General features: G+C 67.1%; 16 protein-coding genes and 1 rRNA gene. 5 read left to right on the top strand and 12 right to left on the bottom strand.

Features of this window, described 5'->3' with window-relative positions; all coding sequences use genetic code 11:
- Window positions 1-87: 87 nt before the first annotated feature.
- From QH168_RS17610 to QH168_RS17630, 5 genes are all read right to left on the bottom strand, one after another.
- Window positions 88-2,109, bottom strand: coding sequence for a serine/threonine-protein kinase (locus QH168_RS17610; RefSeq protein WP_280235758.1), 2,022 nt, complete (start codon window positions 2,107-2,109; stop codon window positions 88-90).
- Between the two features lie 152 nt (window positions 2,110-2,261).
- On the bottom strand, window positions 2,262-2,801 hold the full coding sequence (locus QH168_RS17615) for a DoxX family protein (RefSeq protein WP_280235760.1): 540 nt from the start codon (window positions 2,799-2,801) through the stop codon (window positions 2,262-2,264).
- Between the two features lie 114 nt (window positions 2,802-2,915).
- Entirely contained in the window at window positions 2,916-4,277 is a 1,362-nt protein-coding gene (locus QH168_RS17620) for an NCS2 family permease (RefSeq protein ID WP_280235761.1), read from the bottom strand.
- A gap of 204 nt (window positions 4,278-4,481) precedes the next feature.
- Window positions 4,482-7,067: an alpha-glucan family phosphorylase gene (glgP, locus tag QH168_RS17625; RefSeq protein ID WP_280235762.1), complete on the bottom strand. Its 2,586-nt coding sequence runs from the start codon at window positions 7,065-7,067 to the stop codon at window positions 4,482-4,484.
- 64 nt (window positions 7,068-7,131) lie between these two features.
- Window positions 7,132-7,554, bottom strand: coding sequence for a VOC family protein (locus QH168_RS17630; RefSeq protein WP_280235763.1), 423 nt, complete (start codon window positions 7,552-7,554; stop codon window positions 7,132-7,134).
- A gap of 78 nt (window positions 7,555-7,632) precedes the next feature.
- On the opposite strand from QH168_RS17630, the gene QH168_RS17635 reads away from it, so the two are divergent.
- The 3 genes from QH168_RS17635 (at window position 7,633) to glgB (ending at window position 12,567) form a co-directional block, all read left to right on the top strand.
- Window positions 7,633-8,226, top strand: coding sequence for a TetR/AcrR family transcriptional regulator (locus tag QH168_RS17635; protein WP_280235764.1), 594 nt, complete (start codon window positions 7,633-7,635; stop codon window positions 8,224-8,226).
- Window positions 8,227-8,393: 167 nt separating this feature from the next.
- Entirely contained in the window at window positions 8,394-10,397 is a 2,004-nt protein-coding gene (locus tag QH168_RS17640; protein WP_280235765.1) for a maltotransferase domain-containing protein, read from the top strand.
- Between the two features lie 31 nt (window positions 10,398-10,428).
- Window positions 10,429-12,567: a 1,4-alpha-glucan branching protein GlgB gene (gene glgB, locus QH168_RS17645; RefSeq protein ID WP_280235787.1), complete on the top strand. Its 2,139-nt coding sequence runs from the start codon at window positions 10,429-10,431 to the stop codon at window positions 12,565-12,567.
- A 229-nt stretch (window positions 12,568-12,796) separates the two neighbouring features.
- Here glgB and QH168_RS17650 read toward each other — a convergent pair whose 3' ends face one another.
- The 3 genes from QH168_RS17650 to QH168_RS17660 all read right to left on the bottom strand — a co-directional run bounded on the left by QH168_RS17650 (window position 12,797) and on the right by QH168_RS17660 (window position 15,458).
- On the bottom strand, window positions 12,797-13,645 hold the full coding sequence (locus QH168_RS17650; RefSeq protein WP_280235788.1) for a tetratricopeptide repeat protein: 849 nt from the start codon (window positions 13,643-13,645) through the stop codon (window positions 12,797-12,799).
- 61 nt (window positions 13,646-13,706) lie between these two features.
- Complete coding sequence (locus QH168_RS17655) at window positions 13,707-14,078, bottom strand: DUF3817 domain-containing protein (RefSeq protein WP_432421125.1); 372 nt, start codon at window positions 14,076-14,078, stop codon at window positions 13,707-13,709.
- Between the two features lie 201 nt (window positions 14,079-14,279).
- The gene (locus tag QH168_RS17660) at window positions 14,280-15,458 is read right to left on the bottom strand and encodes an acetyl-CoA C-acetyltransferase (protein ID WP_280235767.1); all 1,179 of its coding nucleotides are present in this window, start codon (window positions 15,456-15,458) and stop codon (window positions 14,280-14,282) included.
- 146 nt (window positions 15,459-15,604) lie between these two features.
- Here QH168_RS17660 and mce point away from each other — a divergent pair, with 146 nt between their 5' ends.
- Window positions 15,605-16,078 carry a methylmalonyl-CoA epimerase gene (gene mce, locus QH168_RS17665; protein ID WP_280235768.1) on the top strand — a complete coding sequence of 158 codons (474 nt, stop codon included), beginning with the start codon at window positions 15,605-15,607 and terminating at the stop codon, window positions 16,076-16,078.
- Window positions 16,079-16,164: 86 nt separating this feature from the next.
- Window positions 16,165-17,172, top strand: coding sequence for a hypothetical protein (locus tag QH168_RS17670; RefSeq protein ID WP_280235769.1), 1,008 nt, complete (start codon window positions 16,165-16,167; stop codon window positions 17,170-17,172).
- A gap of 83 nt (window positions 17,173-17,255) precedes the next feature.
- Here QH168_RS17670 and QH168_RS17675 read toward each other — a convergent pair whose 3' ends face one another.
- The 4 genes from QH168_RS17675 to rrf all read right to left on the bottom strand — a co-directional run bounded on the left by QH168_RS17675 (window position 17,256) and on the right by rrf (window position 19,477).
- Window positions 17,256-17,555 (bottom strand): ATP/GTP-binding protein, encoded by a 300-nt coding sequence (locus tag QH168_RS17675; RefSeq protein WP_280235770.1) that lies wholly within the window; start codon window positions 17,553-17,555, stop codon window positions 17,256-17,258.
- Between the two features lie 9 nt (window positions 17,556-17,564).
- On the bottom strand, window positions 17,565-18,239 hold the full coding sequence (nucS, locus tag QH168_RS17680) for an endonuclease NucS (protein ID WP_280235771.1): 675 nt from the start codon (window positions 18,237-18,239) through the stop codon (window positions 17,565-17,567).
- Between the two features lie 61 nt (window positions 18,240-18,300).
- Window positions 18,301-19,248: a hypothetical protein gene (locus tag QH168_RS17685; protein WP_280235772.1), complete on the bottom strand. Its 948-nt coding sequence runs from the start codon at window positions 19,246-19,248 to the stop codon at window positions 18,301-18,303.
- 112 nt (window positions 19,249-19,360) lie between these two features.
- Window positions 19,361-19,477 (bottom strand): 5S ribosomal RNA (rrf, locus tag QH168_RS17690).
- Window positions 19,478-19,492 lie beyond the last annotated feature (15 nt).

Genomic DNA, 19,492 nt, shown 5'->3' on the forward strand with positions numbered 1-19,492 from the left:
CGTCTCCTTCGTCGTATGTGATGTCGACGTGGAGTTGACGACGCGACGCGACCGAGTGTGACATCGGTGCGTCGCGGACCCGCTGCATCATGCCAGCGGCAACGACTTCCACCAGTCCATGAAGCTCTCCGGCGATTTGTGCATCCCGGAGGTATACAGCAGGAAGGTGCCGCGGTCCGGGCCGGGGAAGCCGGTCACCATCGTGTGCTGGTGTCCCCTGGCCTGCGGCAGGTGATAGTTCGGATAGGTCAGCCCGTCCTTGGCGTCATGGGTGATATCGATCGGTCGCAATCCGTCGAGCACTCGGCGCGCATCGTCGGCGGTGGAGTACTCGACGAGGTAATACGACGTCTCGATGGGACCGTCGGTACCCTGGCAGCCCCACGCCGCCGACCACGCCCCGAAATCCGGGCCCGTGCTGGACTGGCCCTCCCACAGCTCCTTGTCCCGCGCCGCGTCGTACGACGTGCAATCGGCTCCCGCGACACCGCTGCCCGGCGAGGTGCCCGGCACCATACTCGGGAATTCGGCGCTGATCGCCCCTGCCGCTGCCACGCCAGCATCATCAGGTTTGTTCACGACAACGAGCGCCACGATCACCGCGACGACAGCCAGCACCGCCGCCGACAGCCCGATGATGAGCTTCCTGTGCGAACGTGGCCCAACGGCCGCGACCGGACGCATCGGCGCCATCCCTCCGGCGGCCGCCGAAACCTGCCCCGTGGACGGCGAATACGCATACCGCCCGCCGATGCGCGGATCGAGCGCCGGTCGCATACCGTCATCCGACCCGAAAGCACCAGGACCCGTGCCAGCACCCGCACCGCCCGCCCCGAAACCCGTCGCACCCGCACCGAAGCCGACACCAGCGGCACCAGCACCGGAGCCGGTACCACCAGCGCCCCCCGTCCCGAAGCCGCCCGCACGAGGTCCGGTACCACCAACACCAGCGCCAGTGCCGCCCCTGAAACCTGTTGCGCCTGCGCCGTGAACCGCGCCTCCCGCACCAGCGCCGAAGCCGGTACTACCAGCGCCTCCCGATCCAAGACCACCGGCCCCCGTACCGAAGCCGCCCGCACCAGCACCGCCCACACCTAAGCCGGTGACGCCCTGATCGGGACCTGTACCGACCACACCCGGGCCACTCCCCACCGTGCGCCAATGTGGCTGTGACTGCCCCTGTGGCTGAACCTGCCGCTGCCCCACGATCCGCTGCCCCTGCGCCGTCGCCATCGGCGCCTGCATGCTCCCCACCTGAACATGCGACCCCGACACCGGACCCGCGCCCGAGAGCGCCGCCCGTACGGCCTCCGCGAATTCCGCACAGCTGCCGAATCTTTCGCTTGGACGCTTGGCCAGCGCCCGTGCCATGACCGCGTCCACACCCGCGGGCAGGCCGTGCCGGACGCTGCTGAGCGGCGGGGGCGAATGTTGGAGGTGGCCTTGGATGACGGCCACCGGATGCGGTGAGTTGAACGGTGCGGTGCCCGTCAGCATCCAGTACAGGCTGCATGCCAGTGAGTACTGGTCGGTGCGGTGGTCGAGTGGTCCGCCGGTGAGCTGTTCGGGCGAGGCGTAGGCGATGGTCGCGGTGAACGAGCCGGTCTGGGTGAGGTGGCCGCCGTCATCGCGCAGGCGGGCGATACCGAAGTCGGTGAGGTACACCCGCTCCGGGCCGGTATGCGCGGTGGAGAGCATGATGTTGGCCGGTTTCACATCGCGGTGCAGCACCCCCATGCTGTGTGCGAAATCGAGCGCCTGCGCGGTATCGGCGATGATCTGCACCGCCCGCGGGACCGGCAGCGTGTTCGGGTCGAGTGAGGCGGCGTCGACACCATCGATGTACTGCATCGAGATCCACAGCTGCGCATCCTCGACGCCACGATCGAATACGGTGACGATATTCGGATGATCGAGCCCGGCCGCGAGATCGGCTTCGCGTTCGAACCTCGTCCTGCTTTCTGTGTCGTCGAACAGGTCCGGGTTCAGCAGTTTGAGTGCGGTACGTCGTGGCAGCCGCGGATGTTTGGCGAGATAGACCGAGCCCATGCCGCCGCGGCCGAGCCTGCGTTCGATCTGATATCCGGCGAAGACCGAACCCGGTTGCACCTGCGCCCCTCCTAGTTCGATCCATCGAGCACGCCGATCCTATCGGTCATCGCGGGTCGCGGCCCGTCCGAGGCCGCGCCGTCGGACACCCCGTAAACGACGGTGCGGCGCGGTGATCGGATCACCGCGCCGCACCGTCGACGACTCCAGGACTACAGCGCACCCTTGAGGATCAAGGTCAGCACACCCGTGACCACGGCGAGCACCACCGCGCCGACACCCCAGGCGAACCCGACGCGGAACCACGGACGGCCGTAGTCGAGCGAGAAGCGACCCGGCCCGGTGAAGGCGATCGCTGCCGCGACGGCCGCGAACAGCAGCCCGTCCTCCCATCCCTGGCCGGTGAGCAGCCCACCGCTCCACATCTGGTTGATGACGTTGATCATGGTGCCGAGGATGATGGCCGCGGCCAGCGGGGTCAGCAGGCCGAGGGCGAACATCAGGCCGCCGACGAGTTCGGTCAGTCCGGCGAGCGTGCCGAACAGTTCACCGGGGTTGTATCCCATGCCCTCGAACATGGCCACGGTGTTGCTGTGGCCGGGCCCGTCGAACCAGCCGAAGAGTTTCTGGGCGCCGTGGGCAGCCAGCAGGCCGCCGAAGACCACGCGCAGGACCAGCAGTCCGATATCGGAGGAGATGGTGTCGTAGGGGGTCTTGACGTTCAGACGCTCGAGCGTCGATTTGGTGGTCATCAGCGTGTCCTCATCATCGTGCGGTCTGTCGTTCGGAACCCGTCAGCTTCGGCAATGAAGCGGACTGCGGTCCGATTGTTTCACGTCGGACACCAACCGCGCGACCCCGCGGACCTATTCCGCGAGAAAGAAGAAATATCCGAGGAAAATCACCATCAGGGCCCACATCGCCGGATGGACCTCTTTGATCTTGCCCTTCGCGACCATGACCACCGGGTAGAACAGCATGCCCATGGCGAGGCCGTTGGCGATGGAGTAGGTCAGCGGCATCATGATGATCGTGATGAACGCGGGCACCGCGAACTCGAGCCGCTGCCAATCGATCTCACCGAGCGCGCGGGCCATGAGCACACCGACGACGATCAGCGCCGCCGAGGTCACCGCACCGGATTTCGCGACCACTTCGAACACCGGGAAGCAGAACATCGCGACCGCGAACCAACCCGCCGTCGCCACCGCCGTCAACCCCGTACGACCACCGGCCGACACACCAGCGGTCGATTCCACATAGGCCGTCGTAGTGGAGGTACCGATGATCGCGCCCGCCGTGGTACCCACCGAATCGGCGGCCAGCGCACTCGCCGCGCGGGGCAGCTTGCCGTCCTTGTCCAGCAGACCGGCCTGATTCGCGACGCCGATCAGCGTGCCGGAGGCGTCGAAGAAGTCGACGAACAGCATGGTCAGGACGACGACGATCATCTGCCCGGTGAACGCGTCGGGCAGATGGATGATCGCCTGCCCGAATGTTTCGTCCAGTCCGCGCGGCAGGGCCGCGATCCCGTCCGGCAGATCGACCAGTCCGCTGACCATGCCGACGACCGTGGTCAACACGATGCCGTACAGCACCGCCCCGTGCCAGCCGACGACCACGAACCCCACCGTCACGACCAGCCCGAACAGCGCGAGCAGCGTGGTGCCCTCGGTGAAATCACCCAGCGCGACGAAGGTGGCGTCGTTGGCGACGACGATCCCGGCATTCTTCAATCCGAGGAATGCCACGAACATGCCGATACCCGCCCCGACCGCGAGCTTCATCTGCATGGGAATGGCGTTGAGGATGCGTTCACGCACCTTGGTCACCGCGAGGATGAAGAAGATGACACCCGACAGCAACGTCCCCGACAACGCCACCTGCCACGGAATCCCCATCCCGAGCACCACCGAATAGGCGAAGAACGCGTTGAGCCCCATCCCCGGCGCCAGCGCGACCGGATATTTGGCCCACAGCCCCATCACCAGCGTGCCGAACACCGCGGCCACCGCCGTCGCGGTGAATACCGCCTGGGTCGGGATACCCAGCTCACCGAGGACGCCATGGTCACCGAGCACCGACGGGTTGACCGCGAGCACATAGGACATGGCCAGGAAGGTGACCGTGCCCGCCATCAGCTCCCGTCTGACGGTCGAGCCGTTCGAGCTGACACCGAAATATCTATCGATACGACCCCTGGTACGGGTCAGCACGTCGATGGCCATGGGTGTACTCCAGTCGGGAAACGAGTGAGCGGGTGCTCGAGACGTTAGCCGATCCCGGACCAACGAGCCTGGTCAGCCACCTGAATCAGTGATCTGGGCGACGCCCGAGCACCGGCGCTCGACCCTGACCATCCGGCCCGGCCGCTCATGCGCTCGGCGGCATGTCCGCGCGTCCGTTGCCGATTCGCACACCCGGCGCCGGGCTCATGCGCTCGGCGCCGCAACCAATCCCAGTTCGGCATCGGAGGCGAGCAACTCGCTGTGCGGCAGCACCCGGACGGTGTACCCGACCGCGCCCGACAGCGGCACCGGCGTCTGGATCTCGAACAGCTCGAGCCCGGCATCGGTCCCGGCATGCTTCATCGGCAGAGCCGTCACATCGGACAGATCGTCGGCGGGCGATACCCGGCCGAGCACCGCCTGCACCGAGACATCATCGGGTGTCAGGCCGCCGAGGTCGATCCGCGCCGTCAACGACAACGGCGCCCCGATGATCGGCGTATCCGGCAGTCCGGCACTGTCCACCTGCGCCACCCGCACCGACGGCCACGCCGACTCGATGCGGCGCCGGTACTCGGCGACGGCGCGGACACCGGCGAAATCGTCGGCGACCGCATGCCGCGCGGCCGCGGCGGCAGGTGCGTAATAGTCGAGCGCGTAATCGCGCACCATGCGCGAGGCCAGCACCTTCGGGCCGAGGGTTTGTAGGGTGTGGCGCACCATCTCCACCCAGCGCACCGGCATACCGTCGCCGTCGCGGTCGTAGAAACGTGGCGCCACCGAACGTTCGAACAGATCGTAGAGGGCGGCGGCCTCGAGATCGTCGCGGCGATGCTCATCGCGGATACCGTCGGCGGTGGGGATGGCCCAGCCGTTCTCCCCGTCGTACATCTCGTCCCACCAACCGTCCCGGATGGACAGATTGAGTCCGCCGTTGAGCGCCGATTTCATCCCGGAAGTGCCGCAGGCCTCGAGCGGGCGCAGCGGGTTGTTCAACCACACATCACAGCCCCAGTACAGGTACCGGGCCATGGACATGTCGTAGTCGGGCAGGAAGACGATGCGGTGGCGCACCTCGGGGTCATCGGCGAAACGCACCACCTGCTGGATGAGCGCCTTGCCGCCGTCATCGGCGGGGTGGCTCTTTCCGGCGACCACCAACTGCACCGGCCGGTCCGGGTCGAGCAGCATCGAACGCAGGCGCTGCGGGTCGCGCAGCATCAGCGTCAGCCGCTTGTAGGTGGGCACTCGACGGGCGAAGCCGACGGTCAGCACGTCGGGATCGAAAACATCGTCGATCCAGCCCAATTCGGCCTCGGCGGCGCCGCGCTGCAACCACGACGCGCGCAGTCTGCGACGCACCTCGGCGACCAGGGTGGCGCGCAAGCTGTTGCGGGTCGACCAGAGTTCGGCGGGGTCGATATCGCGCAACTTCTCCCAGCCGCGCGCCTCCTCGACGAGTTCGGTGCCGATGCGTTCGCGCGCCTTGTCGATCCATTCCGGCGCCGCCCAGGTGGGGGCGTGCACACCATTGGTGATCGAACCGATCGGCACCTCGGCGGCATCGAATCCGGGCCACAGCGAAGCGAACATCTCCCGGCTGACCTCACCGTGCAGCCGTGACACACCGTTGGCGCGCTGCGCCAACCGCAGACCCATATGCGCCATATTGAACACCGACGGATCCGCCTCACGCCCGAGCGCGACGATGCGGTCCACCGAAAGCCCCGGCAGCAGCGAGGATTCCGCTTCACCGTGCGGACCGCCGAAGTATCTGCGCACCATCGGCATCGGGAACCGATCGATACCCGCAGGCACCGGTGTATGCGTGGTGAACACGGTGCCCGCACGCACCGCGGCCAAGCCCGCATCGAAATCGAGTCCGGCCGAAACGTATTCGCGGATGCGTTCGAGTCCGAGGAAACCGGCGTGGCCCTCGTTCATATGGAAGACGTCCGGGTCGGGCAGCCCCTCGGCGCGGGTGTAAGCCCGCACCGCGCGCACACCGCCGATACCGGCCAGGATCTCCTGTTTGATCCGGTGATCCTGATCGCCGCCGTAGAGCCGGTCGGTGACCGCGCGCAGTTCGGGGTCGTTATCGGCGATATCGGAATCCAGCAGCAGCAGCGGCACCCGCCCCACCTGCGCGATCCACACCCTCGCGCGCAGCACCCTGCGGTCGGGCATGCCGACGTGGATCAGCACCGGTGAGCCGGGAGCATCGTCACCGGCTCCGCTGGTCAGCAGCCGCAGCGGCAATCCCTGCGGGTCGAGGGCCGGATAGTGTTCGGCCTGCCAGCCGTCGGCGGTCAGCGACTGGCGGAAATAGCCCGAGCGATACAGCAGCCCGACACCGATCAGCGGCACACCCAGATCGGAGGCGGCCTTGAGATGATCGCCCGCCAGAATGCCGAGCCCGCCGGAATAGTTCGGCAGTACCTCGGTGACGCCGAACTCCATGGAGAAATAGGCCACCCCACCCACCTGCGCGTCGCGCCGCTGGAACCAGCCGGGCGTGTCCAGATACTCGCGCAGATCGGCGGCCGCCGCGTCCACCCGCGCGGTGTAGGCCGGGTCGGCGGCGAGTTCGTCGAGCCGTTCGCGCGGCACCTCGCCGAGCATCCGCACCGGATCGTGGCCCATATCGAGCCACCGCGCCGGATCGAGTTCGGCGAAAAGATCCTGCGTCGGACCATGCCATGACCAGCGCAGATTCGTCGACAATTCACCCAGCGCCGCCAGACGCTCGGGCAGATGGGCGCGGACTGTGAACCGACGAAGTGCCTTCACCAGCCGAACCCTACCCAACATCGGAACAAGCAGCAGACCCGCTCGAACCCGAGCCGCGGTGCGCCTACTCGGCCGCCGCGACGAACGCGTCCGCGTACTCGGCCGACGGTGGAACCTCGGTGATCACATCGATGAGCACACCGGAGGGATCGGCGACGATGAAATGCCGCTGCCCGAACTCCTCGGTGCGGATATCCAGTTCCGCGCGAAGCCCGCCACCGACCACCAGGCGTTCCCATTCGGCGTCGACGTCGGCGACCTCGAAGTTCAGCAGCAGCCCACGGACCTGGTGCCGATAGGCCTGCGGGACCGTCGGATGGGTCGGATCGAGCAGAGCCAGCTCGTAGGCGGGCGTGCCCGGCCGTTTCAGGCTGATGTACCAGTCGGCTTCGAAGGTGATCTCGAAGCCGAACCATCGGGCGTAGAAGTCACGCGCCGCGCCGAGTTCGGCGGTGCAGATCACGGGATAGAAGCTGCTCAGGTTCATCGTCTCACCTTTCACGTACCGATGGTATGTGAGCTACAGTAGTTCGCATACCATCGGTACGTCAATATGAGGAGCGGTATGCCGGGCACGATGCGCGCCAGACAACGGGAAGAGACCAGGCGCACCCTGCTACGCGCGGGACGGCACCTTTTCGCGACGAAAGGCTATGGCGCGGTGGGTCTCTCGGAGATCGTGCAGGCCGCGGGCGTCACCAAGGGCGCGCTCTATCACCATTTCGACAGCAAGGCCGCCCTGTTCGCCGCCGTCCTCGAACAGGTGCAGGGCGAGGTCGGCGAACGGGTGGCGGCCGCCGCCGATACCCGCTCCGACCCGTGGGACCAGCTGGTCACCGGTTGCGAAACCTTTCTGAGCACCTGCACCGACCCCGAACTCCAGCGGATCATGCTCATCGACGGCCCTGCCGTCCTCGGCTGGCACGAATGGCGGGCGCTCGACGCCGCCGCGTCCGCACGCCATCTCGGCGAGGCCTTACAGCAGCTGGTCGATACCGGGGTGATCGCGCCACGGCCGATCGAACCCCTGACCCATCTGCTGTCGGGGGCGATGAACGAGGCGGCGCTGTGGCTGGCCACCACCTCGGACCCACACGCACTCGACGCCACCACATCCACCCTGTGCGATCTGCTCGACGCTCTCCGAATCACCCGCTGACCACCGGACGCGCCAGCCGGTGACACCGGTACTACGCACCACCGACGGTCATCGAGAGCGTCGCCCGACCTGGGCTCCACCGACCCGCGTCCGAATCACCCGACCCTGACGACAATCCCGGTGCGCTCGTCTCTTCGTCCACACCGACGACCGGTACGGTTGGGAACGTGACCGGCCGCATCGCAATCGATGACACTGCCCCGTTCATCCCCGGAGGCCGACCGGCCAAGGCCGTCGTGGGCGAGGTGTTCCCGGTACGCGCGGTGGTGTGGAGCGAGGGCCACGCAGCGGTCGCCGCCACGCTGGCGGTCCGCGGACCCGGGTCCACGCGGGCCGTACGCATCCCGATGACGCCCGATTACGAACCCGACGTCTTCAACGCCACCTTCACCCCGAACACGCCGGGCACCTGGACCTTCCGCATCGAAGGCTGGCGCGATCCGATCGCCACCTGGCGGGCCGCGGTGGAGGCGAAACTCTCGGTCGGCCAGAGCGCCGCCGATCTGGCCAACGATCTGGAACTCGGCGCCGCCCTCTTCGATCGCGCCGCCCAGGCCGTGCCGAAGAAACAGTTCGAGCGGCTGCGCGCCGTGGCGGCCGCGCTGCGCAGCGACGACCAACTGCCTGCCAGGGTGGCCCCCGCGTTCACCGATGACGTCGCCGACATCCTGCGCGCCACCCCGCTGCGCGATCTGGTGACCCGCGGACCACAGCACACCGTGCTCGTCGAACGTCAGCGCGCGCTCTACGGCGCGTGGTACGAATTCTTCCCCCGCTCCACCGGCGGCCGCGACGCCGAAGGCAACCCGATCCACGGCACTTTCGCCACCGCCGCCAAAGATCTACCCCGGATCGCGGCGATGGGATTCGATGTCGTGTATCTGCCGCCGATCCATCCGATCGGCGCGGTGAACCGCAAGGGCCCCAACAATGCACTCACCGCCGAACCCGGCGATGTGGGCTCACCGTGGGCCATCGGCTCGGCCGAGGGCGGCCACGACGCCATCCATCCCGAACTGGGCACCACAGCGGATTTCGCCGATTTCGTCGCGGCCGCCGACCGGCTCGGCCTCGAAGTCGCCCTGGATCTCGCCCTGCAATGCGCACCGGATCATCCGTGGGTCGCCGCGCACCCCGAGTGGTTCACCACCCTGCCCGACGGCACCATCGCCTATGCGGAGAATCCGCCGAAGAAATACCAGGACATCTACCCCGTCGATTTCGACAACGACCCCGACGGCCTCTACGCCGAGGTGCTGCGCGTGGTCCGGCACTGGATCGATCTCGGCGTGAAGATCTTCCGCGTCGACAATCCGCACACCAAACCCGCCGACTTCTGGGAATGGTTGATCGCCACGGTGCGACGCACCGACCCCGACGTCGTCTTCCTCTCCGAAGCCTTCACCCGGCCCGCCCGGCTGTACGGGCTGGCGCGCCGCGGGTTCAGCCAGTCCTACACCTACTTCACCTGGCGCGTCAGCAAATGGGAACTCACCGAATTCGGCCGTGAACTCGCCGCCAAAGCCGATGAGGCCCGCCCCAACCTCTTCGTCAACACCCCCGACATCCTGCACGAGAGCCTGCAACACGGTGGGCCGGGCATGTTCGCGATCCGCGCCGCCCTCGCCGCCACCCTCGCACCCACCTGGGGCGTGTACTCCGGGTTCGAACTGTTCGAGCATCAGGCCGTGCGGCCCGGCAGCGAGGAATACCTGGATTCGGAGAAGTACGAACTGCGCCCACGCCCGTTCGCCGAGGCGCTGGCCCGCGGTGAATCCCTGGAACCCTGGCTGACCAGGCTCAACGACATTCGGCGCAACCATCCCGCGCTGCGCCAACTGCGCTGCCTGCACTTCCACCACATCGACAACGACGCCATGCTGGCCTATTCGAAATTCGATCCGGTCACCGGCGACGCCGTGCTCGTGGTGGTGAACCTCAACCCGTTCGCCGCCGAACAAGGCATGCTCTCGCTGGACCTGCCCGCTATCGGGCGGGAATGGCACGACCATCCCGTCGTCTACGACGAGATCAGCGGCGAGGAATACCACTGGGCGCAGACCAACTACGTGCGCCTCGACCCGACCAAGGCCGTCGCGCACATCCTCGCGCTACCGCCCGTCCCCCAAACCGTCCGCACCGCACTGGCCTTCCGCAGGAACTTCGGATGAGCAGGGTCCGGCGGTGAAGCGCCGCGATCTGATGTTGCTCGCGGCGGGCACCCACCCCGATCCGCACACCGTCCTCGGCGCCCATCCGCATCCGGACGGCACCGTGGTCCGGGTGCTGCGCCCGCACGCCGATACGGTGACGGCCAGGGTCGGCGCCGACGAGCACCGGCTCGACTCACTCGGACACGGCGTCTTCGCCGGTGTGCTGCCCTATCCGGAGCTGATGGACTATCGCATCGTCACCACCTACCCCGGTGGACAGACGGTCACCGGCGCCGACGGCTACCGGTTCCTGCCCACCCTTGGCGAACTCGACCTGCATCTCATCGGTGAAGGCAACCATCAGCGGTTGTGGGAGGTACTCGGCGCGCATCCACGCCGCTACCGGACCCTCGACGGCGAGGTGACCGGCACATCGTTCGCGGTCTGGGCGCCGAATGCGCGCGGGGTCGCCGTGATGGGCGATTTCGACGGCTGGAGCGGTGCGGGCACACCCATGCGATCGCTGGGCGGCTCCGGTATCTGGGAGGTGTTCGTCCCCGGTATCGGGCCAGGCACCCGATACAAATACCGCGTGCACGGCGCCGACGGCCGCACCGTCGATCACGCCGACCCGCTCGCCTTCGCCACCGAGGTCCCACCGGCCACGGCCTCGGTGATCACCGAATCGCGGCATATGTGGACCGATGACCGCTGGCTCACCGCCCGCGCCGCCACCGAACCCACCCGCGCACCGCTGAGCGTCTACGAGGTGCACCTCGGCTCCTGGCGACCGGGTCTCGGTTACCGCGAGCTGGCCGAACAGCTCGCCGATTATGTATGCGAGGCCGGATTCACCCATATCGAACTGCTGCCCGTCGCCGAACACCCCTTCGGCGGCTCCTGGGGTTACCAGGTCACCTCCTACTACGCCCCGACCGCCCGATTCGGCAGCCCCGACGATTTCCGCGCCTTCGTCGACCATCTGCACGGTCGCGGCATCGGTGTCCTGCTCGACTGGGTGCCCGCACATTTCCCGCGCGACGAATGGGCCCTGGCCCGTTTCGACGGCACCCCGCTCTACGAACACCCCGACCCGCGGCGCGGCGAACAACCCGACTGGGGTACCTACGTCTTCGACTTCGGCCGCAACGAGGTGCGCAACTTCCTGATCGCCAATGCCCGCTACTGGATCGAGGAATTCCATATCGACGGTCTGCGCGTGGACGCCGTCGCCTCGATGCTCTACCTCGACTATTCCCGCCGCGACGGCGAATGGGAACCGAACGTGCACGGCGGCCGGGAAAACCTCGAAGCCGTCGACTTCCTGACCGAACTCAACGACCGCATCCACAGCGAACATCCCGGCGTCCTCACCATCGCCGAGGAGTCCACCACCTGGCCCGGCGTCACCCGCGCCACCGAAGTCGGCGGCCTCGGCTTCTCCATGAAATGGAATATGGGCTGGATGCACGACACCCTCGGATATCTGCGCCGCGATCCGATCCACCGCTCCTGGCACCACAACGAGATCACCTTCTCGCTGATGTACGCCTGGAGTGAGAACTATGTGCTGCCCATCAGCCACGACGAGGTGGTGCACGGCAAGGGCACGCTGTGGACCAGGATGCCCGGCGACGATTACGCCAAGGCGAGCGGCGTCCGTGCCCTGCTCGCCTATATGTGGGCGCATCCGGGCAAACAACTGCTGTTCATGGGCCAGGAATTCGGGCAGTTCCGCGAATGGTCGCATGACCGTGGCCTGGACTGGCACGAACTCGACAACCCGCTGCACAAGGGCGTGCAGACCGTCGTGCGCGACCTCAACACCGTCTACCGGGCGCACCCGGCGCTGTGGACCCAGGACACCACCCCCGGCGGGCACTCCTGGATCGAAGCCGACGACCGCGAACACAATGTGCTGGCTTTTCTGCGCTACGGCACCGACGGCTCCGTCATCGCCTGCGTCTACAACTTCTCGGGATCGGCGCACGACAAATACCGGATCGGACTGCCAACGGCGGGACGCTGGACCGATATCCTCAACACCGATGCCGTCGAATACGGCGGGTCCGGGATGGGAAACCTGGGTGCGGTCATGGCCGATGCGGCACCGTGGCACGGTAGGCCCGCTTCCGCGGTACTGAGTCTGGCCCCGTCCAGCGCTGTCTGGCTGACCGTTGGCCAGTAGTCATCCAGTTCCCTGCACTACTCCGGCTACGTCGTGACCAGTCCGGGATGACAACCGCCTGAAACAGTGGCCGGAACACCTCCGTTTTCGAGCGAAGCGAGACCGAGCCCCACAGTTCGCGGCCCGTCTCGCGTCTCCGCTGCCGCGGCGCAAGCCGGAGGCAAGCAGCGGCAGCGGAGACGCGAGACCCCAAGGGGCCGCGAACACGCGGCGCCGCAGGCGCCGCAAATCAATACAGCGCGGCGGCCAGCTTGCGGCGCGCGGCCACCACGAACGGTTCGGCCTGATCGAACAGCTCGAACAGTTCCAGCAGCCGGGTGCGGACCTTGGTGCGGTCATCGCCCGCGGTGCGCTTGACCACGCCGATCAACCGGTCGAACGCGGCCTCGGGACGCTGGTGGAACAGCTCGATATCGGCGGCGTCGAGCTGGGCGTCCACATTGCCGGGATCGGCGTCGGCGGTGGCGATCGCCGAATCGGGCAGCTGCTGGGCGCGGCCGAGGAAGCGGACCTGCCGCACAGCGGCCTTGGCCTCGACATTGTTCGGCTCGGCTTCCAGGATCGACTCATAAGCCGATTCCGCACCGGCCAGATCACCCTGCTCGAGCAGGGCCTCGGCCATGGTGAACCGCGGATCCTCCGCAGGCTGCTGTTCCGGCGCGCCTTCGCCGCCTTCGAGCTTGCCCGCGACCGCGTCGACCACGGCCCCGAGCCACTGCCGCACTTGCGGCTCCGGCTGCACGCCCTGGAAGTCGGCCAGCGGCTGACCACCGGCGACGGCGATCACCGTCGGAATGCCCTGCACCCCGAAGGCCTGCGCAATGCGCATATTGCTCTCGGCCTCGACGGTCGCCAGATCCCAGCTGCCATCGCCTTCACCGGCCAGCCGCTCCAGCAGCTGTACCAGTTCGACGCTGCCTGGGCTGCGCTGCGAGTACAGCGCCACCACCACGGGCACCTGGGTCGAACGCCGAAGCACCTTGGTTTCGAAGTCGGCCTCGGTCACCGTGTATCCGCCTTCGGGCGCCGCACCGGCGGGCGGCTGCTTCAGGCTGGACAGATCCACCGCGCCGGACATGGCGGCGGCTACGGCTGGCGAAGGACGACGAGCGGCTGGTCGAGTCACGGCATCCAGTTTGTCACGAAGACACGCGTGCGGGGGCCGGGGCTTGGCTCGCGGCGACCGGCTGCTCCAGCTTGCCGGTACGCACCGCCCAGATTTCGAAGATCACCGTGCAGAACGGCGGAATGCTGGAGGCCAGCGCGAGCACGGTGGTCTTCCAGTTCCAGTTCAGCTCACGCGAGGCCAGCAGCGCGCTCAGCAGGAACAGGATGAAGATGCCGCCGTGCACCGGGCCGAAGATCTTCACGCCGATCTCGTTACCCGGGTCGGGGATGTACTTGAACGCCATGCCGATCAGCAGGCCGGCCCACGACACCGCCTCGAGGATGGCGAAGAACCGGAACCTGCCCGTGACGGTACGCAGATCGTAAGAACCCATGGCCCCCATTGTGCCGTATGCACTACGACCGGTCGTAGTTGAACCGGTCACATGGGGCAGATCGGACACCGGACACCGTCGCAGTCCATCCGCGAACCGCGCGCAGGTGCACAGCGTGATAACCCCACTCACTCCCGCACCGACGGCGACCGGCCGAGCCCGAATCTCGCCGTGGCGGTGTGCCCGGCCGGGCACACCGGTGCATCGGATCTACACCTTGATGATCAGCGCGTCACCCTGACCACCGCCGCCGCACAGCGCGGCCGCACCGACCCCGCCACCGCGGCGCTTCAGCTCCAGCGCCAGGTGCAGCACGATGCGCGCGCCCGACATACCGAGCGGGTGGCCGATGGCGATGGCGCCACCGTTGACATTCACCTTCGCGGGATCGATACCCAGCTTGCTGGTGGAGGCGATACCGACCGCGGCGAACGCCTCGTTGATCTCCACCAGGTCCAGCTCCGACGGCTCGATACCGGCCTTCGCGCACGCCTTGGCGATGGCGTTGGCGGGCTGATCCTGCAAGGTCGAATCCGGCCCCGCCACCACACCGGTGGCGCCGATCTCGGCGATCCAGCTCAGGCCCAGTTCCTCGGCCTTGGCCTTGCTCATCACCACGACCGCGGCGGCGCCGTCGGAGATCTGCGAGGCCGAACCCGCGGTGATGGTGCCGTCCTTACGGAACGCGGGACGCAGCTTGCCCAGCGATTCGACGGTGGTGTCGGCGCGGATGCCCTCGTCCTCGGTGATCATGATCGGGTCGCCCTTGCGCTGCGGCACCGCCACCGGGACGACCTCGTCGTCGAACACGCCGTTCTTCCACGCCGCGGCCGCACGCTGGTGCGAGGCCGCCGCGAACGCGTCCTGCTCCGCGCGGCTGATCGGCGCGGAATCGTTGCGGGTCTCGGTGAGCGCACCCATCGCCTGGTCGGTGAAGATGTCGTACAGGCCGTCGAAAGCCATATGATCGCGCATCGTCACATCGCCGTACTTGAAGCCCTCACGGCTCTTCTCCAGCAGATGCGGCGCCTGGCTCATCGACTCCTGACCACCGGCGACGACGATGTCGTACTCACCGGCGCGGATCAGCTGATCGGCGAGCGCGATGGCGTTGATGCCGGACAGACACACCTTGTTCAGCGTCAGCGCGGGCACATCCATCGGAATACCACCGGCGACGGCCGCCTGCCGGGCCGGGATCTGGCCCGCGCCCGCGGTCAGCACCTGACCCATGATCACGTAGTCCACCTGGTCGCCGCGCACACCGGCCTTCTCCAGCGCCGCCTTGATGGCGAAACCGCCGAGATCCGAACCGCTGAAGCCCTTCAGGCCGCCGAGCAGACGTCCGACCGGGGTACGCGCACCGGACACGATCACGGAGTTGGTCACGACGAGCCTCGCCTTCTCAGTTCACTGCATTCGTGGATCAGACCCTGTCCGCGCACACGATCCACATGGCGCGACGACGGCCTCGTACTCAACGGTAGCGGGTCCGGCCTCGACCACCCCGCGCAGGTACGCGCTACGTTCGAAGCGTGAGCACTACTGACGCCTCGAACGAATTCATCCCCGCGGACTACGTGGTCGCCGTCGATCATGTCGGCATCGCGGTGCCCGATCTCGACGCCGCCGTCGCCTGGTACACCGCCGCTCTCGGCATGGTGGAGACCCACCGCGAGGTGAACGAGGCGCAGGGCGTGCAGGAGGCCATGCTGTCGTGCCCGGCCGCCGCCGACGACGCGACTGCCTTGCAGTTGCTGGCCCCGCTCGACGAGACCTCCACTATCGCCAAGTTCATCGAGCGCAGCGGACCAGGCTTGCAGCAGCTGGCCTACCGGGTCACCGATATCGAGGCGGTTTCGGCACATCTACGCAGCCGCGGACTACGTTTGCTCTACGACGCGCCGCGCGCCGGGACCGCCGGGTCCAGCATCAATTTCATCCACCCGAAGGATGCTGGTGGTGTGCTGGTGGAGTTGGTCGAGCCGAACCCGAATGTTACGCACTAGTACCAAGATCGGGCCGGAAGATCTCGTCTCGATGACATTCCCGGTCGACTCACCATCTACCCCACACAGCCTGTAGTTTGTTGCCCATGTCGTCACCTGAGTCCGATCGCAATCGCTTCGTTGCACTGCCCTTCACTGTTGTGCGCAAGGGTTATGCGCAAGACGAGGTGCGTAACTATTTCGACCGCTTCGATGCCGAACTGAGGGTCACCGCCACCGATCGTGATGCCGCCGCCGCGCAGGCTCGTAACCTTGCGAGCCAGCTCGAGGACGCACGCGATGAGATCGATGAGCTCCGCAAGGAGGTCGACCGGCTGTCCGTGCCGCCGACCACCGCGGAAGGCATGAGCGACCGTATTTCCCGCATGCTGCGACTGGCCTCCGATGAGGCGTCCGAGGTCCGCGCGCTGGCGCAGGCCGAGGCCGCGGAGATGGTGTCGATCGCCGAGCAGCAGGCCACCGAGATGCGTGGCAAGTACGAGTCGCTGCTCGCCGAGACCAAGGAAAAGCGCGAGGCGCTCGAAATCGAGTTCGAGCAAACGCTGGCGAACGCGCGCACCGAGTCGGCCAAGATCATCGAGGCCGCCCAGGCCGAGGCCGACCGCCTCGGTAAGGAAGCCGACGCCAAGCGCAAGGCCACCCAGCAGGACTTCGAAGTCACCATGGCCGAGCGGCGCACCAAGCTCACCCGCGCCATGGAGGAGCTGGAGGCCACCAGCCGCGCCGAGGCCGCCCAGCGGATCAAGGACGCCACCGACGAGGCCAACCGCCTCATCACCTCGGCCACCCAGACCAGCGAGCGCAAGATCGCGCACGCCAAGGAACTGGCCGAAGAGATGCGCGTGCTGCGCGGCCGGGTCCTCGCCCAGCTGCTCGGCATCCGTGGCCAGCTGGATTCGGTGCCCGCGATGCTCGCGGCGGTCAACCGGGAGAGCGAACTGCTCGACGGTGTGCCGGATCAGCAGCGCAAGTCGATCAGCGGCGGCGGCACCAAGTCCGTCACGGGTTCGCGCACCAAGGCGATCCCGGAGGTCACGCCGGACGACGACGAGGCCCTCGACGAAGAGCGTGAGAACGCCGAGATCAGCAACTGACCTCGGGCCCGCGCGGCGACAGAACACCATCAGCACCGAAGGCCGTCCCTACGGGGGCGGCCTTCCTCGTATGCGGAGCAGGTTCAGGACCAGCGGCGGGTGATGCCGCGGGTGCGTCGGCCGTTCCAGCAGCCGCGATGCCAGTGCCTGCGGTCGTCCTCGCCGCCGTAGGCGGGCCAGGCGACGACATGCGCGACACCCGGCACGATCTCGTGATCGCAGCCGGGGCACCGGTAGGTCTTGTTCGCCCGCGTGCCAGGGATCGTGCGCACCACGTACGTCTCATCGCCTGGCCCTGACTCGGTACGCCCGAACACATCGCCGAGCGGGCGCCCGGACGGTGAGTCCGTCCGGCGCTCTGAGCGCGGTTTACGGCGAGGCATGGCTCCAGCTTAGAAGAGCCGGAACTCGTTGCTCTCCGTGCCGCGCAGGGCGTTGTAATCCAGGGTCAGGCACCGGATTCCGCGGTCCTCGGCGAGCGTGCGCGCCTGCGGCTTGATCTGCTGTGCCGCGAACACACCGGCGACCGGGGCAAGCAGCGGATCACGGTTGAGCAGTTCGAGATAGCGGGTGAGCTGCTCGACGCCGTCGATCTCACCGCGCCGCTTGATCTCCACCGCCACGGTCGCACCGTCGGCGTCACGACACAGCAGATCGACCGGGCCGATCGCGGTCATGTACTCCCGACGGATCAGCGTGTAGCCCGCACCGAGCGTTTGCACGTGCTCGGCCAGCAGCTCCTGAAGATGAGCCTCCACACCGTCTTTCACCAGACCGGGGTCCACCCCGAGCTCATGCTTGGAGTCGTGCTCGATCTCCTCGACGGTGATCCGCAATTCCTCGCCGGCCTTGTTGGTGACCACCCACAGCGCCCCCGCCCCGTCGCCGTCACGCTCCTCCAGCCAGCAGGGCGGACTCATCCAGTTCAACGGCTTGTAGGACCCACCGTCGGAATGCACCAGCACCGACCCATCCGCTTTCATCATCAACAGCCTGCGGGCCATCGGCAGATGAGCGGTGAGCCGACCGACGTAGTCGACCTGACAGCGAGCAATCACGAGGCGCACCGGGACGAGTGTAGGGGGCGCGCACGCTCGGGCTCGACCGGCCTCGGTGCGACCGGCTCTGTCAGTCCGGAAGCGCGAAACAGTAGGTGGCGTTCTCTTCTTTGTTGACGAAGTGGAATTTGCCGAGAATGACCATGTCCATCTGGCGGCCGACGTCCTCGGTCGGCGTCTTGCATTGCTCGGTGTCCTGGACACCGCGGACCACCCGGTCGAACCGGGCGGATCCGTCGGTGCATGCCGGGTCGTAGGTGAAATCGTTGACCGACGCCTGATAGCAGTGTCCGACTATCACGTTGGGTGCGGCGCATGTATGTGCGGTTACGACGTCACCGTGGTGTTTTCCGGTCGTGATGATGAGGCTCTGAATGTCGGTGCACTCGACCTCCCTATCGGTGTCGGTGACGATCTCGGAGGCCACGATCCTCTTCGTCGCAGCCGGATTGGCGCAGTCCAAGGCCGGGATGGATTCGTGCATGACGTCACCACCGTGATGGTCGATGCAGGTTCCGACGGCCGGATACGCAAGCGGCCCTGTGTCCTCACTGCCCTTGGAGGCCGCGAACGCCTTCAGACCGAAACCAGCAACGAGGACGACCACCGATCCGACGATGGCCGCGATGATCAAACCGACCGGCGCGCGCCGGGTAGGCGGCAGCGGCGCGTAGCCAGGCGTCTGCCCGTAACCCGGCGGCGGGCCCGGATAGTTCGGCGGTGGCGCGGAATATCCGTACGGCGCAGGCGCATACGGATTCGCGGGTGGGACGGCGGGATAGCTCGGTCCCGCAGCCGACTGGGGGTGTCCATGCGGTGCAGCCGGATATGGATGGCTGGGTACAGCAGGCGGATAGCTTGCACCCGGTGCGGGATTCACGACAACCGTGGCGCCCGGATCGCTCGCAATCACACCCCCTGCGTCGCCCGCGCCGGCATCAACCGGATCGGCAGCCGGTGGTTCCTTGGACAGTCCGTTCGGGTATCCGCCCTTGTTGGCGTCGTACGGGTTCGTCACGAATTCCCCTCCTCCGTACCGGCTCGAATTCGCCGGCCAAGCCACCCTATCGATATGCCCATAGAAACGCCTCAGGCCCCCAACCGAAGTTGGGGGCCTGAGGGAAAGGATGTTCCGGCGGTGTCCTACTCTCCCACACCCTGTCGAGTGCAGTACCATCGGCGCTGGTGGCCTTAGCTTCCGGGTTCGGAATGGGACCGGGCGTTTCCCCACCGCTATAGCCGCCGTAACTCTATGAAACTAT

This window comes from Nocardia cyriacigeorgica, from assembly GCF_029868385.1.
Classification (GTDB): domain Bacteria; phylum Actinomycetota; class Actinomycetes; order Mycobacteriales; family Mycobacteriaceae; genus Nocardia; species Nocardia cyriacigeorgica_F.

Coding starts and splice junctions, on each gene's coding strand:
- QH168_RS17675 (WP_280235770.1), bottom strand. CDS start 17,555: ATGCCTCGCCGTAAACCGCGCTCAGAGCGCCGGACGGACTCACCGTCC.
- glgB (WP_280235787.1), top strand. CDS start 10,429: ATGTTGCTCGCGGCGGGCACCCACCCCGATCCGCACACCGTCCTCGGC.
- QH168_RS17615 (WP_280235760.1), bottom strand. CDS start 2,801: ATGACCACCAAATCGACGCTCGAGCGTCTGAACGTCAAGACCCCCTAC.
- QH168_RS17620 (WP_280235761.1), bottom strand. CDS start 4,277: ATGGCCATCGACGTGCTGACCCGTACCAGGGGTCGTATCGATAGATAT.
- QH168_RS17635 (WP_280235764.1), top strand. CDS start 7,633: ATGCCGGGCACGATGCGCGCCAGACAACGGGAAGAGACCAGGCGCACC.
- QH168_RS17650 (WP_280235788.1), bottom strand. CDS start 13,645: ATGTCCGGCGCGGTGGATCTGTCCAGCCTGAAGCAGCCGCCCGCCGGT.
- QH168_RS17670 (WP_280235769.1), top strand. CDS start 16,165: ATGTCGTCACCTGAGTCCGATCGCAATCGCTTCGTTGCACTGCCCTTC.
- QH168_RS17655 (WP_432421125.1), bottom strand. CDS start 14,078: ATGGGGGCCATGGGTTCTTACGATCTGCGTACCGTCACGGGCAGGTTC.
- QH168_RS17630 (WP_280235763.1), bottom strand. CDS start 7,554: ATGAACCTGAGCAGCTTCTATCCCGTGATCTGCACCGCCGAACTCGGC.